General features: G+C 66.4%; 7 protein-coding genes. 5 read left to right on the plus strand and 2 right to left on the minus strand.

Features of this window, described 5'->3' with window-relative positions:
• Window positions 1-5: 5 nt before the first annotated feature.
• Together ABZS66_RS17005 and ABZS66_RS17010 are read left to right on the plus strand one after the other, a co-directional pair.
• Window positions 6-7964, plus strand: coding sequence for a LamG-like jellyroll fold domain-containing protein (locus ABZS66_RS17005; protein WP_354758645.1), 7959 nt, complete (start codon window positions 6-8; stop codon window positions 7962-7964).
• A 15-nt stretch (window positions 7965-7979) separates the two neighbouring features.
• Window positions 7980-8561: a hypothetical protein gene (locus ABZS66_RS17010; protein WP_354758505.1), complete on the plus strand. Its 582-nt coding sequence runs from the start codon at window positions 7980-7982 to the stop codon at window positions 8559-8561.
• Window positions 8562-10353: 1792 nt separating this feature from the next.
• Here ABZS66_RS17010 and ABZS66_RS17015 read toward each other — a convergent pair.
• Window positions 10354-12009, minus strand: coding sequence for a hypothetical protein (locus ABZS66_RS17015; RefSeq protein WP_354758507.1), 1656 nt, complete (start codon window positions 12007-12009; stop codon window positions 10354-10356).
• 106 nt (window positions 12010-12115) lie between these two features.
• Between ABZS66_RS17015 and ABZS66_RS17020 the strand changes: the two genes are divergently transcribed.
• Window positions 12116-12604: a hypothetical protein gene (locus ABZS66_RS17020; protein WP_354758509.1), complete on the plus strand. Its 489-nt coding sequence runs from the start codon at window positions 12116-12118 to the stop codon at window positions 12602-12604.
• Here the strand turns inward: ABZS66_RS17020 and ABZS66_RS17025 are convergent.
• Complete coding sequence (locus ABZS66_RS17025) at window positions 12567-13685, minus strand: integrase core domain-containing protein (RefSeq protein WP_354758511.1); 1119 nt, start codon at window positions 13683-13685, stop codon at window positions 12567-12569. The genes ABZS66_RS17020 and ABZS66_RS17025 overlap by 38 nt on opposite strands.
• Window positions 13686-13899: 214 nt before the next feature.
• Between ABZS66_RS17025 and ABZS66_RS17030 the strand changes: the two genes are divergently transcribed.
• Both ABZS66_RS17030 and ABZS66_RS17035 read left to right on the plus strand, forming a co-directional pair.
• Window positions 13900-14187 (plus strand): hypothetical protein, encoded by a 288-nt coding sequence (locus tag ABZS66_RS17030; protein ID WP_354758513.1) that lies wholly within the window; start codon window positions 13900-13902, stop codon window positions 14185-14187.
• Window positions 14188-14414: 227 nt separating this feature from the next.
• Window positions 14415-16580, plus strand: coding sequence for a hypothetical protein (locus tag ABZS66_RS17035; RefSeq protein WP_354758515.1), 2166 nt, complete (start codon window positions 14415-14417; stop codon window positions 16578-16580).
• The last annotated feature ends 42 nt before the right edge of the window (window positions 16581-16622 follow it).

Here is a 16622-nt window from a genome sequence, read left to right on the forward strand (position 1 = left end):
AGAAGCTGGCCACGGAGAGCTCGTACCAGTCGATCAGCCTGTGGTTCAAGACCACCGCCACCAACGGCGTGCTGTTCTCGTACCAGAAGGACGTCGTCGCGCCCGGCGCGACGACCACGAACACCATCAACCCGGCGCTCTACATCGACAACACCGGCAAACTGCGCGGGTCGTTCTGGATGGGCTCCACCTCGACCATCGTCACCACCGCGGCGGTCAACAACGGCCAGTGGCACCACGCGGTGCTGGCCGGCAACGGCGGCAGCCAGCAGCTGTATCTCGACGGCTCGCTCGTCGGCACGCTGGCGGGCACCATCCAGATGCACAACCGGGGGGATGAGAACGCCTACCTGGGCGCCGGCTACCTAAGCAACGCCTGGCCCGGCAGCACGCTGACCACGCCGACGGCGACGTTCTTCAACGGCCAGATCGCCGACGCCGCCTACTACAACAAGCCGCTCACACAGCAGCACGTCACCATGCTCTACAACTCCGGCACGAACCCGACGCCGGCCATGACCAAGGTGACCAGCAACGCCGGCCGCACCCGTGCCATCATCGGCTACGACTCCGTCTCCGGCCGCGTCAACCAGGTCACCGACGAGGCCGGCGGCGTGTGGCAGGTCGGCCAGCCCACGGTCAGCGGCTCCAGCCAGGTCTACGCCTCGTCGGTGCTCGGCTCGCGGCCCCGGGAGTACTTCCGGCTCAACGACATCAGCCTGCCGACCCAGGCCGTCAGCCAGGTCCGCAGCATCCACAACGCCACGTACAACAACGTCACCTTCAACACGACCCAGCCGAACACCACGAGTCCGTTCAGCGACAGCTACGGTGCCGCGTTCAACGGCACCAGCTCGTATCTGCGTTACGACCAGTCGCAGGCAGCGCTGCCGAACTACGGGCCCAACTCGATCGAGCTGTGGTTCAAGACGCCGGCGAACTACGCCTCCAGCGGCGTGCTCTACAGCTACATGCGGGTGGCTGTCGACGGGCCGAACCCGGCCGAGAGCGGCTGGGTGCCGGCGCTGTACGTCGGCGGCGACGGTTACCTACGCGGCAGCTTCTGGACCGGCGACGGGGTATCCCCGATTACCTCGACGACGAAGGTGAACGATGGTAACTGGCACCACGTCGTGCTGTCGGCGACCGGCCCGGACAACGGCTCCATTGGCGCTGACACGCAGACGCTGTACCTCGACAACGTCCGGGTGGGCACCAAGTCCGGCTGGATGGAGCCGCTGTCTTTCGAGTACGCCTACATCGGTGCCGGTACCACCCACCTGTGGCCTGGGTCGACGCAGACCGTCAGCTACTTCCAGGGCAACATCGCGGAGTTCGCGTTCTACGAGCGCCAGGGCCTGAGCGCCGCCGAGGTCGACGCACACTTCAAAGCAGCCCAGAGTGCCAAGCAGGCGCAGGTCGGCGCAGGCCCCACCCTCACGCCGGTGACGACGGTGACGACGACCGACCCGGGGAACAAGACGTCGCGGAAGGTCTACGACGCACTCAACACCAGTCGGCTCATCGCCAGCACGGACACCCTCGGCAACACCACGTCGTACGGCTACGACGTCGGCGGTTTCGTCAACGTTGTCTACGACCCGCTCGGGCAGAAGACCGAGACCGCCAAAGACGTGCGCGGCAACACCATCCGGGTCACCACCTGCAGCAATCAGGATGTCGGCCTGGAGTGCCAGGACAAGCTGTTCACGTACTGGCCGGACGCGACCACGGTCAACCTGGCCCCGGACGGGCGCAATGATCAGCTGATCTCGGTGTACGGCGACACCGGGTCATTCGACATGGCTCTGGGCGGCCAGAACAGCTTCACGTACGACACGGCCGGCAACCGGCTGACGATGACCGGCCCGCCGGTCGCGGACTTCCCAACCGGCCGCACTACAACGCTGACGTACACCACCGCGACCACGGCCGCGATCGGTGGCGGGTTCACCCCACCCGGCCTCCCGCTGACCGTGACGTCGGCCGGTGGTGCGGTGCAGCGCACCGACTACAACGCAGCCGGCGACGCGGTGAAGGTCACCGACGCGGGCGGGCTGGTCATCGAGTTCACCTACGACGGACTCGGGCGGGTCAAGCAGCAGAAGGTGCTTGCGCCGGGCTACCCGAGCGGACTGATCACGACCTATACGTACGACCCCGACGGGCAGCCGGTGGAGATCACCGAGCCAGCCACGACGAACGCGGTGACCGGCGCCGTGCACACGACGCGCACGACGGACACGTTCGACGCGGACGGCAACGTGCTGTCCCGCACGGTGAGCGACCTGACGGGCGGCGACTCGTCGCGGGTGGTGATCAGCGAATACAACGGCTATGGCCAGCTGGTGAAGAGCGTCAACCCGATGGGTGCGGTGACACTGTACGGCTACGACGCCTACGGCCGACAGAACAGCATGGTCAACTGCGACAGCAGCCCGGCGGCAGGTTCGCCGTGCCCGTCAGGGGACCGGTTGCAGAGCGTCGCGCAGACGTTCGACTCCGAGGGCAAACTGCTCACAAGCACGACCACCGGTGAGGACGGCACCAACGTTCAGGAGACGTCCAACGCCTACTACGCCAACGGCAACCTCGCGACGACCACCGACGCGATGGACTGGACCACCAAATACGAGTACTACGACGACAGCAGCCTCAAGCGGGTCACCAAGACCGACGGCGTCAAAACCACCGTCGTGCGGGAACACACCTACGACTTCGGCGGCCACCCGAAGAGCACCATCCAGAACAACGGCGCCACCAAGACCGACTTCTCAGTGGACAACGCCGGACGCGTCATGTCGCAGTCGGTTGTCGTGGACGGTACGACGCGCTCCACGAACTTCGTCTACGACGCCGACGATCGGGTCATCCGCACGCGGCAGACCGCCGGCAATCAGAACACGGTGCTGGCCGATACCCGCAACACGTACGACGCGATGGGCCGGCTCACCTCCGAACGGACCGCCATCGACGCCGCGGGCGGGCCGGTCGGCTGGTGGACCATGGGGGGCCAGTCACCGACCAACAACTCCTACTTCGTAGCCGACATGTCCGGCTCACAGCACCACATTGAGGCCTACTCCGCCGACTTGGTGAACGGACCAACAGTCAGCGGCGGGTACGCCAACTTCCGCGGCGGCTCCTTGGACACGGAGACGCCGGTGCTCAACACGACCGGCTCCTACTCCGTGTCGGCCTGGGTCAAACTCAACTCCATCACGGGTTTCCAGACAGCGGTAGCGCAGACCGGCAACAACCATGGCGCCTTCTTCCTGCAGTACAGCCAATACTGGGGCGGCTGGGCGCTGCACATGCCATCGTCCGACTCGGCGAGCCCAGCCACCTATTACGGCGCGAAGTCGACGAACGCCCTCGTGGCGAACCAGTGGGTGCACCTGGTCGGGGTGTTCGACGGCAACACCAAGCGGATGTCCATCTACGTCAACAACGTCCGCGGCACCGACTCCAGCAACCCGACCCCATTCAACTCGACGGGCGGCCTGGAGATCGGCGGCGCCAACGTCGGCGGCATCTCCGACAGCTTCAACGGCTCGATCGACAACGTCCAGGTCTACCAGCGGGCGCTGACCGACGGCGACGTCAACACGTTGTGGAGCAGCGGCAACGGCCGTACCAACACCGCAGTGGCGAACTCGCCCGAGCTGTCCACCTACTACACCGTCGACCAGCGTGGGCTGGTGACGGACATGGTGGACCCGAACGGCAACACCACCTCGTACAAGTACGACGAGGACGGAAATCTCACCGAGTCCCAGGCGCCGTCGGTGACGGTCGAGAGCTACGGCACGACCGGTCTGGTGATGCGGCCGACGACGAAGGTCGGGTACAACGCCTTCGGCGAGGCAGTCGAGCAGCAGGACCCGCTCGGCAACGTGACCCAGGCCCGCATGGACGCGAACGGACGGCCTTGGAAGACGATCCTGCCGTCCTACACACCGCCGGGCGGGTCGCCGATCGTCGACGCGAGCAGCACCACCGTGTACGACAAGCTCGGCCGGGTCACGTCCACGACGAACCCACTGGGCAAGACAACCGCGTACGAGTACGACACCCTCGGCAACGTCACCAAGGTGACCGGCCCGACCGGCAAGATCACGACGGCGAAGTACGACAAGGTCGGTGACCTCGTCGAGACCGTCGACCCGACCGGCGCGAAGACCACCGCCACGTACGACTACCTCGGCCGGAAACTGACCAGCACGCAGATTGTCCGGCAGCCCACGACGGTGTCGAACACGACGACGTACGACTACGGCACCGGCGTGTACGGCACCCAGCCTGCGGCGGGGCCGTGGCTGCGGAAGGTCACCTCACCCGGCCTCGTCACCGCCGAGATGACCTACAACAACGCCGGTGAACCGGTCACGAGCAAGGACGGCGCCGGGAACATCACGACGACGACCTACGACGGGCTCGGCCGTCCGATCATCGTGAAGAACGCCGACAACACGGCGACCGACATGCTCTACGACGGTGCCGGCCGCACAACCCGAACCCGACAGTTCGACAATGCCAACAACGTCCTCGCGTCGCAGTTCGCCGGGTACGACGACAACGGCAACCTGCGCACCGTCAAGGACGGCCGCGGCAACACCACGACGTTGACGTACGACGCGTTGAACCAGGTGAACGGCGAGACGCAGCCGATCACGGCCACAACCTCGATCAACACGTCGTTCGGCTACGACGCGGCCGGACACCAGACCCGGTTCACCGACGGGCGGAGCAACCAGTTCTGGACGACCTTCAACACGTGGGGTCTGCCAGAGTCGTACATCGAGCCGGCAACGTCGGCGCATCCGGCTGCGGCGGATCGGACGTACACCACGGTCTACGACGCCGGCGGGCGTGCCGTCACGCAGGCGTTGCCGGGCGGTGTGCAACTGACCAATACGTACGACGATCTCAACCAGGTGACCGGCCAGTCCGGCACCGGCGCCGAAGCGTCGACGGTGGCGCGCTCGTTCGGGTATGACGATGCCGGCCGGATCACATCGCTGTCCGTACCGGGCGGGACGAACACCGTCACGTATGACGACCGTGGTCTGCCGCTGAGCATCACCGGCCCGGCGGACGCGACCGCGTACACATACAACAACGACGGCAACATGGTGTCACGCACCGACGCTGCTGGCGCCACCAACTTCACGTATGACACGGCGGGCCGGCTCAAGACGGCGGCGAACGCGACAACGAACATCAACCTGTCGGTCGCGTACAACACGATGAACCAGCCGTCGACGATCACCTACGGCGCGAACAACAAGAAGCGGACGTTTACGTACGACTTGCTGCACCGGGTGACCAACGACACCGTCACGTCGTACGACGGCACTGTCACCCAAGGCAACATCGCCTACGAGTACGACCTCAACAACAACATCACCAAGAAGACCACCACCGGGTTCACGGGTGCGTCGGTCAACTCGTACTCGTACAACTTCGCCGACCGGCTCACGTCGTGGACCTCTGGTTCGACGACGACGAACTACGCCTACGACGCGTCGGGCAACCGGACCCAGAACGGTGCGAAGACGTTCAGCTACGACCAGCGCAACCGGCTGCTGTCACAGAGCGGCGGCACCTCGTACAGCTACACCCCGCGCGGCACGCTCAGCGTCACCTCCGGCCCGGGCGGCGTCTACAACACCACCGCGGACGCGTTCGGGCAGGTCATCACCCAGCAGGCCGCCGGGGGAAACAGGACGTACGACTACGACGCGGTCGGCCGGGCGGTCAAGGCCGGGTTCAAGTACAGCGGCCTGGGCAACGACCTCGCCGACGACGGCACCACCAAATACGCCCGAGGCCCGGCCGGAGAGCTGCTCGGTGCCGCCGACGGCGGCGGAACGATCCCGCGGTACGTGTGGACTGACCTGCACACCGACGTTGTCGGGCAGTTCAGCGCGACCAGTTCCGGTCTGACCGGCTCGGCGGCCTATGACCCGCTCGGTACGGTCCTGGCCAAGACCGGCCTGATCGGCCGCCTCGGCTACCAGTCGGAGTTCACCGAACAGGCCACCGGCCGGGTCAACATGCTGGCCCGCTGGTACAACACCGACACCGGCCAGTTCGACACCCGCGACACCGCCTCCAATAACCCGGTCCCGGCCTCGATCAACGCCAACCGCTACCAGTACGGCGACGGCAACCCACTGACCACAACCGACCCCACCGGACACTGGGGCTTCTCGCTCAAGAGCGCCTGGAACGCGGTGAAATCAGTGGCGGCCCCGGCCGTTAACGCCGCCACCAGCGCCTTCAACTACGTTGCCTCCGGTCAGGCGTGGCAGGACGTCAAGGCCGCATCGAGTTGGGTGGCCGACAAGGCGGTCAAGGCCACGAAGGCGGTCGTCGACTCATCGTCGAAGTGGGTGCAGAAGAAGGTCAGCGCCGTCAGGGACAAGGTCAACGACGTCAAGAAATGCATGTCCGGCGGCGTGACCAAGTGCGTCAAAGACACCGCGAAAGCCGCGGGGAAAGCCATCGGCGACACGGTGAAGAACACCGTCAAGGCGATCCGTGAGGACCCGTGGAAGTTCATCGCTACCGCGGCGGTGAGCATCGCGGCGACGGTCGCGGTCGGCGCGCTGTGCGCCACCGGCGTCGGCTGCCTGATCGTCGCCGGCGCGGTCGCCGGGGCGCTGTCGTCCGGCACCGGCTACATGATCGACGTCGGCCGTGGTGACGCCGAGTTCTCCTGGAGTGGCCTCGCCGACACCATGATCCAGGGTGGCCTCGACGGCGCTCTGAGCGCCGGCGTCGACAAATTCACCGGCGGCGCCAGCAAATACATGGGCAAGGGCGCCAGCGCCGCCATGCCGAAACTCTTCGGCGGCGGAGGCAGCAAGGCCAACCTGCCCAACCCGACCCGAGCCTCCTCGGCCGGCGGCGGTGGCCGACCTGGAGCGTCGGCGCCTTCCGGCCGAGGCGGGGGATCAACGGCCTCCGGCGGCTCGCCGTCGCGCGGCGGCAGTGCATCGCGCGGAGGTGCGGGCGGCTCGTCGGGCGACTACGTGGGACGTCACCGAGCCCCTGACTGCAAGAACAGTTTCGACCCGTCGACGCACGTGCTCATGGCCAACGGCTCGACGAAACGGATCGAGGACGTCAAGGTCGGCGACTGGGTGATCGCGGCGAACCCGGATACGGGTTCGCTCGAGGCGAAGCGTGTCGAGGTTCTACACAGCAACCAGGACACCGACCTCACCGACCTCACGATCACCGTTGAGCGCGGCGATGCAGACGAGACCGAGGTGCTGCAAACCACCTGGCGGCACCCGTTCTGGGACGAGACCTCCGATGCCTGGACGGCAGCGCAAGATCTGAAGCGGGGCGACCGCGTACGTACAGCCGACGGGTCAGTCGCGACGATTGTTGCGGTTGCCAACCGCGTCGGCGTCGCCGAGATGCTGAATCTGACCATCGCCGACCTCCACACCTACTACGTCATCGTCGCGAACGTAGCCGTCCTGGTTCACAACTGTGGCGAAACCCTGGACAGGGCGGAGGAGCTTTACGGTACTCGCGACAAGTCCAAATCTTCGGTAGCGGTGGCGCGTGTACGGCCGATCGGCAGCACCGATCCGGCCGACGATCGGACTTGGATTGCGACCGAACAACCTGGTCTACCCAAAGAATGGGACAGCAGGCGCGGTGGGACGAATCCGTTCCAGAACGGTGAGGAATACATCGACGGTCCCGGTCATGGTGAACAGGTGCTGAACGGAGAAATGATACGACGCGGGTACTGGCCGATCGAGGTGGCATCCTCGACTAACATGTGTCTCGCACGACACGAAGGATGCTTTGAGCTGTGGGAGGAGTGGGGTCTGGTGCCAAGTCAGGTGGGCGCTCGTTCGTCGAATACGGCAGGCTACTCAGACTATCGACTGATGGTGCGCCCAGGGTCTCCGCTCGATACCCGGCCGCCTCGGTAGCGAAAGAGAGTGGCAATGACGAACGGGCTTCCACAGCTGGAGGCGCTCCAGTCGCCAGAGCAGGTGCGGATGTATGGCGGCCTCAGTGCCACGCGGCTGGCTGAGGTTGCCAAAGTCGGGCAGCTTCCGATCGCCATTCACCTCGATCGGTTTTTGGATGCTGTACTCGCTGGTGACGGCCATGGCGATCCGGACGACACGAAGGCGCTGCTGAGGTTCAATCGACTCTTCTTCGGCGATGACGTCATGATTGTTGAGTACTACCAGTCCATCGCGGTTGGCATGGCATTGCAACTGATAGAGCCACTCGACGAGCCGGTCGTCAAGCGCGCAAAACGCCTGATGTTTACCTCCTTCAACGCGTGGAGCTGCCTGGACAATGTGGCAGGCGATGGTTTATCGGAGCCCAGGCTCGATGCAGAAGTCGACCGACAAGCCTCCGACGTGGCAGCTATCCTCCAGTCTGACGACGTGTCGGCGACCTATGCGAGGCTCCTGGGCGAGGCGCGAACAGCCGGACGGGCGGCGTACGCAGAGATGCTGCCGTATGCATCCCGACTGGGTCGGAGGTTCCCGGACGACCGGGCGGGCCCTTGACGTGACGCGCGCTTTTCGCTCGCCGCCGCGTAGTTCGACGCGGCAATGCTCGCCATAGACGATCTAGACGAAGAGGTCGTCGCCGGGTGGCGGAACACCGGCCGCTGATCCGGGTCCGCCGCCGCGGCGTTGACCTCGGCCAGCGCGCCAGGCTCGACCGTCCGTCGTTCGCCGGGCGCGTTGTACGGGCTGGGACGGCTGGGCTACCAGATCGCGGCGAGCACAGTCTGGAAGATCCTGCGCCGGGCAGGCGTCGACCCGGCACCGTGCCGGGCCGGACCCACCTGGCGGCAGTTCCTGGCTGCCCAGGCGCACACGATGCTGGTATGTGACTTCTTCACGGTCGATCCGCAGCAGCTCGACGGCTACGCCTATGCGGCGAACAGCCCGCTGAGCACCTGGTGTGCTGGTCCGCGGCGGCCAGGACGTGCCGGGCGGCGGCGTGGCGGGTGCGTGAGACCCGCATGGTCTTGCCGTCCGCGGCGATCGCCCTTCTGGAGCCGGGCGCCGGCTCGGGAATCCTTGTGGCGAGCCAGGTCCCGATCGCGGCGGCGAGCAGATCGCGGGTCGACGGGCTGGAGCAGTCTGCGGATCAACGCCTCGGACGGCCGCCGGTCTGTGTCGATCCCCAGCGGGATCGGCGTAGGAACCTTGATGATCTTCCGAAGAGGTCATGCCCGTCTTGCTGCCTCCAGGCGAGGCACGTCTACACCAATCACCTCAAGCCGGACACCAACACGACCTTTGCCGGAGCCCTGGGTGTTCATCGGTGTCGCCCAGCAAGGCGACGGAATGGTCAGGCGCAAATCCATCCGACCATGATCGCTCATCGCTCATCGCGCCGTCCCGGCCTCTGCGGGTCGACCTGAGTGCCGACACAGTGAACATCGACATCTACCGATGTTCAGTTTGCCGATCAGACAATGCGGAGTTGCGACTGTAGAAACCCGCTTGCGCACTGTGAAGCGGCAGCTCAAGCGTCCGGACCGCCCGCCAGAAGCATGTTTTAGGAAACCGTTGCTCTATCCCCTGAGCTACGAGGGCGCGAGTCACCAGGGTACCTGCCAGCGCGTACCAACGGATGACAGGGCGTCCCACCCGGTACCAGCGGCTGACAACGCCGATGGCGGCGACCGGTGGAGCACACATGGAGCACACGGATCCGCGGCTGATGGGGCCGGTACCAACCAGTACCGGACGGTGTCAACCGGTACCAAGCGGTGCCATCGACTCACCGAGCACTTTCCGAGCACAGCAGAGATCATCGTAACGCCACCCGCCGGTGTTGACAGCTCATATTGCCGGTCAGCCGATGTCCGTTTGCCGGACTCAGCCACGGCATCGTTGATGCGGAGTCAGATGTCCGGGGCAGGCTCGCGCCTGGTCACCTGCCGCAAGCGCAACCAACCCATCGACTCATCGGCGGGCCGCCGCGCTGGCCGCCGCCAGGCCGGGCAGAGCCGCAGCCAGTGGGTCATCCGATTCCAGGGCAAAGGCGGCAAGGGTCGCCCAGATCCCCACTGCCCGCCCAGCAAGGGGGCCGTGCAATCGGCCCGTTCGGTCGACAGGATGCCTCCATGGTGGCGCTCACGGCGGGGCGGACCTCGCGCTGAAACGGCACGTCACAGCTCCGAACCGAATTTACGAGCCCCACAGGTTCGTCGACGAACTCGCCGACGGCGCCGAGCGGCGCGGCGTGCCCGTCCGGCTGCTCTCGCGGTCCGGCGGGTCCGGCCGTGAAACGGGACCGGCCGCGCCCCGCAGAGGGACGCGGCCGGGCTCGTCGGTCGGGTCAGGCGGCGGCGGAGTCGTCGGTGATGGTGAACACCAGCGGGCCGCCCGGGACGGGCTGGCTGCGGGGGTCGCCGATCAGGCCGTAGAAGCTGCGCAGGCCGCCGGCGTCGGTGAGGTCGAAGCCGATGGTGTAGACGCCCGGGGTGAGCTGCCAGTAGGGCAGCCACAGCGAGGTGGTGACGCTGCCGTCGGCGAGCTGACCGGTGCCGCCGAAGGCCTGGCTGACGACGTTGCCGTTCGCGTCGTACATGTAGTAGCCGACCCCGTTGATCGGGGCGGTCAGGATGTCGGCGTGAATGGTCAGCTGCACATAGGTCGAGCTCAGCTGGCTGAACGGGACCGAGGTCTGGCTGAGCGTGGCGCTGGTCGCGTGCGGCGGGGTCGTGTCCGGAATCCGGGAGATACTCAGGCCCGGGTCCGGCGCGTTGAGGTAGCGGCTGCCGTAGACCGCCGCGTTCGCCGCCCCGTCCACGATGGCGATGCCGGTGATGGTGCAGCCGTCGCTGGAGGTGTACATCCGCAGCGGCACGGAGACGGTGCCGTCGGCCGCGACCGAGGCAGCGCCCCACTGGGGGCACCCGTTGTCGGTGTCGACGTATACCGCGGAGATGCCCTTCGTCGCCCCGGTGACCGTGAAGGTCAGGGTGCTCGTGACGTCGTTGCGCCAGTTGTCGACCGGGTTGGGGCTGACGCTGAAGCCGCTCGCGCTGAGCGTCGTGTCCGACGTCACCGTGACCGACTGGGACTGCGGGTTCTTGTAGGTCGACTGTGCGCCCGAGTTGCTGAACAGGGTGATCTGCGCGACCCGCCAATTGCCCGCGGCCGCGCCGGCTGGCAGCGTCGAGACGATGCCGCACTGGAACTGGTACGGGGCGCTACCGCCGCTGAAAATGCCGCAGGAGGCGCCCGTGCTCCAGTCGCTCGTCGTGTATTCGAACTGGGTGGTCACGCTCTGACCGGCGGGCCCGGCGAGTTTGATCCTGCCCTTCCAGAAGCCCGACTGCCAGTCCTGGACGTCGAAGCTGTACACCACCTCGGCGCTGCCCGCACCCACGTAGACGAAGGGCCGCATCGGGGCGCTGTTCTGGTAGAGCGAGACCGACTGCAGGGACGGGCCGCTCGTGTCCGGCAGGGCGGTCGTCGCGATCGAGGCGCCGAAGGGCTGGAGCTTGGCCGCACCGAACGTGGCTGAGTCGCCGATGCCGTCGTCCAGCGTGATCTTGGTGACGTCCCAGGTCACCGCGGACGAGCTGGCATACTGCGGCACCACGAACGTGTAGGTGTAGGTAGACTCCTGCGGGGTGCCGGAGACGTACCGGACCGGGCCGCAGCAGGTGTTGCCGTAGGAGAACTGGACCACCTGCTCGTGCCCGATGTACGCATTCTGGGCGACATCGTGCATGCGGATGGTCACGTGTCCTACGACCGTCGTCGCGTGCTGGTTCTGGTTCTTGACGGTGAAGGTGAGGTCGTCGGCGACGGCTCCGGCGGTGGAGTTCACAGTCGGCTGCGCGAACGACAGGGCGGAGATCGACAGCTTGCCGGCCGTGGCTTCCGCGGCCTGGGCCGCGGATGCGGCGCCGACGACCGTGCCGGCCGTCACCGCCAGTGTCAACGCCCCGCGGGCTACACCGCGGGCGAAGTTGGAGATCATAAATGTGTTCTACCACCGGTGTCGCCCGGCGTGTGCCCCGACCGACGAGTCCGGCAGACGCCGGAAATCTGCGTAACGGCCCTCCTGGCGCGGGAGTTCGGCGTGGGTGCCGGCCGCGACGATCCGCCCGGGCCGAAGCGCCGGTGACCACCAGCCGGACGAGCAGACCGGCCGCGCCGAACACCACGGCGAACCAGACTCGCTCCCGCTCGGCGGGCCCGGGCGCCGGCAGGGCGCGCTCGACCTCGGCTACCGCCAGCACGATGTGGGGAAGGCGGGGTGTGATTGGCAGCTGAAGTTGCAGGCTGTTGGTGGTACCGACCAGCCGGTTGGGATTGATCACAAGGCGTTGGGTTGTCGGATCGCGTCCGAGCGTGGGTTGGGTCGTCTGGCGGTAGCGATCTATGGCCATCATGGCGGGTTGATCGATGTGTCTGGTCTTGGTTTGGCGGTGATGGACCGCATGGCGAAGTATCAGGGGAATGCTGCGTCGGCGGAGTTGGTGTTGTCGCAGTTGTTGCCGGACTTTGCGGGTGCCGATAAATCATTCGCCCTGTTCAAGCGGCGTGTTGGTATTCGTGAAGGGTTCCGTTAAGTCGACCTTGTCGATGGACCTTCAGGCGCAGGATCCGCCCTCGCTCGGTGATCGGTTCGGGCAGCGGGCGCAGCGGAGCGGCTTGATCCAGGGCCCGGTGCGGTCGATGCCCGTTGTAGAACGACTCGAACTCCCGCAAGGCGTGGAGCAGATGGCGCTGGTGCCATATGAGGGTGCGGTTCAGCAGTTCCCGTCGGCAGGTCTGTATCCAGCGCTCCATGATGGAGTTCATCCGGGGCATCCGGACACCGCTCTTGACGACTCGCAGTCCGGCATCGGTCAGCACAGCGTCGAAGGCCTGCGTGAACTTGGAGTCTCGGTCACGAACCAGGAACCTGGCCCTGCTGTCCACGTCTTCAAGGCCCATGACGAGGTTGCGCCCGAGCTGCACCACCCATGCTGCGGTGGGATGTGCGGTCGCGCCCAGGATCCGGATGCGCCGCGTGGCGTGCTCGATGACCGCGAAGACGTACAGACGCGTCCCGGTCAGCGTGCGGGTCTCGAAGAAATCGCACGCCAGCAGCGCGTCCGCCTGGCTGCGCAGGAAGTCGGCCCAGGTCGTGCTCTGCCGTTGCGGCGCGGGCGCAACGCCGTGCTCGCGCAGAATTTCCCAGACAGTCGAGGCGGCGACCTTGATGCCCAAGGCGGCGAGTTCACCGCGGATTCTGCGGTAGCCCCATGAGGAGTTTCCGCGGGCCAGGCGCAGGACCAGGGCGCGGATCGAGCGGACCGTGGGCGGGCGTCCGCGCCGCTTCGGTGCGCAGGTCGCGGCATGGCGCCGCTTGAGCAGGTCACGGTGCCAGCGCAGGACCGTGTCCGGCCGTACCAGCAGCAGGAGTTGGGATAGCCGCTGCTTGGAGAGGTGGTGGAGCAGGCCGGCGAGCACCACACGATCCGCGTCGGTGAACGCGGGTTTGCCGGCCTGGCGTTGCAGGACGAGGAGCTGGTGGCGCAGGGCGAGGATCTCGGTGTCCTTGTCACGGTCGCTCATGGGCAGGAGCCGCAGCAGCGTGAAGGTGATCGTCGCAGCGAGGTAGGCCAGGCGCAGCAGCAAGTTCCCACCCATCACCCAATGGATCATGGATCAGATCGAAATCACCCGACTTTCTCCGGAGCGCCGCGGGATGCGTCGGCAACAGCGCCGGCTACCTGGTGGCCAGCGAGCGGCCGGTGGGCGAGGCCTTGGCGGTCGCCGCGATCGGCGTGCTGCTGCCGCTCGCCCTGGCTCGTGGCGCCAAAGCAAGGCGATCGGCTCGGCGAGCTTCATCACGGTCACCGGCCCCGCCTCGCACGCTGTGGCGCTCAACATCGCCGGCGTCCAGCCCACGACGAACACGTACCTGAGCGTGTGGCCGGCCGACGCAACCCGTCCGACGTCCAGCACCCTCAACCTCAACCCCGGCGAGATCCGCGCCAACGCGGCGATCACCGGGCTCGGCAGCGGCAACCGATTCAACGTGTACAACACCGGGGGTTCGACGAACGTCGTGGTGGACGAGGCCGGGACGTTCGATCCGCTGGCGGGCATGAACTTCCCGACGGTGACGGCCCCGACGGCCGGCACGCCCCAGATCGGTCCGTGACCCCAGGCGGCGCCTTCTTCGCTTTCGAGGAGGGCGTCGCACGGCAGAGATGTCCTCAATGGACTGATTAACGAATACTCCTAGGCAGCAAAGCGAGAGTGGCCTGTCGGGCTCTCCATGTCGGCTGACATTGACGTCGCGCGGTGCAGGTCGCAAGATTCAGGCGGCTGCTCATGCGCGGGACGCGCGGCAGCCGCACATTCGCCTCAAGCGGGGGTTTCATTACAATGCGTTCACGTCGCATCACTGCGATCGCCCTGTCCGTGCTCGCGGTGACAGGGAGTTTCGTTGCTTTTCAGCCCCTCACCGCGTACGCCACGGAGCCGGGGACCGATGGTCTTCTGGCGACGTCATCGAACGCCGGCACGTACATTGGCAACGCCGACGGAACGGGACAGCACGTGCCGACTGCGTTGTCCTCGGCGCTATTCGCGACCTGGTCGTCCGACGGCAGCCGCATCGCCTGGCACAATGGCGCCGGAACCGCCAGTCTCGTGGTCAGCGACCCGGACGGCACCAACCAGGTGTGGATCCCGGACACCGCCTTCTCAGAGAGTCCCACGTGGTACGACTCGAACACCAAGCTGGTGTTCGATGACTATTCGAGCATCACCACCAGCTATCAACAGCTTTACGTCGCGTCGGTGCTCGGCAGCAGGTCGAAGACCCCGCTGTTCGCAACGGACACGGGATGCGCTGACACTCGTCCGCTCGCTCGCGGAAACTTGATCGCATTCACGCGCTCATGCACCTCGTCGCCAAAGCAGGTCTGGCTCTACGACAAGACGGCCGGTACTGCGCACAAGGTGCTCGACAACGCATCCGACGGGGATATCTCGCCGGACGGCACCAAGATCGTCTTCAGTCGACGCACGTCCACGTACGGGACCGATCTGTTCGTGTCTGCGATCGACGGCTCCGGAGTCACCCAGCTCACCACCACGGGAGCCGCGGGGGGAAAGACTCATGCGGTTCCGGTGTGGTCCCCGTCGGGCACTCGCATCGCGTACTACAGCAACGGCGGGCCTTCCGGCCAGGGCACGGAGATCTTCGATATCGCAGCCAAGACCGAGACGGTCTGGCTCGCCTCGAGCTGGGGCTTTCCCTCCTGGCAGCCCATCAACCCCTCGGCGCCGAAGCCGCCTACGGTGCTGAATGATCGTGACACCTATTACCCGATGTCGCCGTACCGCATCATGGACACCCGCTCCGGCGTGGGAGCGCCGAAGGGTGCGGTTGGCAACGGCGGCACGGTGAGCCTGCAGATCACCGGTGCGGGTGGTGTGCCCACCGACGCCTCGACGGTGGTGCTGAATGTGACGGTCACCGAGCCCACCGGCCCGGGATTTGTCACGGTCTACCCGTCCGGTGTGGCCCGGCCGACGGCCTCGTCGATCAACTACGCGAAGGGCTGGACCGGGGCGAACTCGGTCACCGTGAAGGTCGGCGCGAACGGCAAGGTGGATCTGTACAACGCTGGCGGCCCGGCGCAGATCATCGCGGACGTCTTCGGCTACTACACGAAGGGCCACGACTGCTGCTCGGTCTACTCGGGCGGGCAGTATCACCCGTTGGCTCAGCCGGTCCGTCTGACCGATACCCGGGATTGGGGGATCGGCCGGGTCCCGGCCGGGAACTACATCAACTCCGTCGCTTCCTGGGACAGCAGCATCGACCCGCACGTGCGTGCGTTCGCGGTCAACGTCACGGCCACCGACCCGACCGGGGGCGGTTACCTGACGGCCTGGAACGGGTACACGGGCGGCCTGCCCAACACGTCGACACTGAACTACACGGCGAACGCCACCGTGCCGAACTTCGCGGTGGTCCCGACCACGCCTTGCAACAACTGCGGCAGTGCCAGCGGGCTGCCGTCGATCGGCGTCCACACCAGCACCAACGCGCACATCATCGTCGACATCGTCGGGTTCTACGACGACGGTACGCTGCCCGGCGGGCTGCGGTTCACGCCGATCGTGCCGACCCGGATCGTGGACACCCGCAGCGGGGGTGGCTGGCCGTCGCGGCTCGGGCCGGGCGCCACGGCATCGATCAAGCCCCCGGCCTTGATCGCGACCGTCGACACGTGGGCGCTGGCGACGAATGTGACCGCGGTGCAGCCGACCTCGGCCACGTACCTGACGGTCTGGCCGTCCGGAGCGGCAAGGCCGGGTACGTCCAACCTGAACCCGACGGCCGGATCGGTCGTGCCGAACGCGGTGCAGACCATGATCGGCGCGGACGACAAGTTCAACATCTTCAACGCCGGCGGCTACTGCGACGTGGTCGTGGACGTGGTCGGAACCTTCTACCAGTCCTCGTCCTCGTCCTCGGCGGCCGGCAGCCAGTTGGCCCCCGCACCGGTGACGCTGACGCAGTTCAAACGGCCCTAGCACGGCGAACCCGGTAACGCGTCTGATGTCTCCCGTCGCGGA

Source organism: Dactylosporangium sp. NPDC005572, assembly GCF_040605515.1.
Lineage (GTDB): Bacteria > Actinomycetota > Actinomycetes > Mycobacteriales > Micromonosporaceae > Dactylosporangium.

Bases quoted from the DNA above. Each gene is read 5' to 3' on its own strand.
- ABZS66_RS17035 (WP_354758515.1), top strand. From the start codon at position 14,415: ATGCGTTCACGTCGCATCACTGCGATCGCCCTGTCCGTGCTCGCGGTG.
- ABZS66_RS17010 (WP_354758505.1), top strand. From the start codon at position 7,980: ATGACGAACGGGCTTCCACAGCTGGAGGCGCTCCAGTCGCCAGAGCAG.
- ABZS66_RS17025 (WP_354758511.1), bottom strand. From the start codon at position 13,685: ATGATCCATTGGGTGATGGGTGGGAACTTGCTGCTGCGCCTGGCCTAC.
- ABZS66_RS17015 (WP_354758507.1), bottom strand. From the start codon at position 12,009: ATGATCTCCAACTTCGCCCGCGGTGTAGCCCGCGGGGCGTTGACACTG.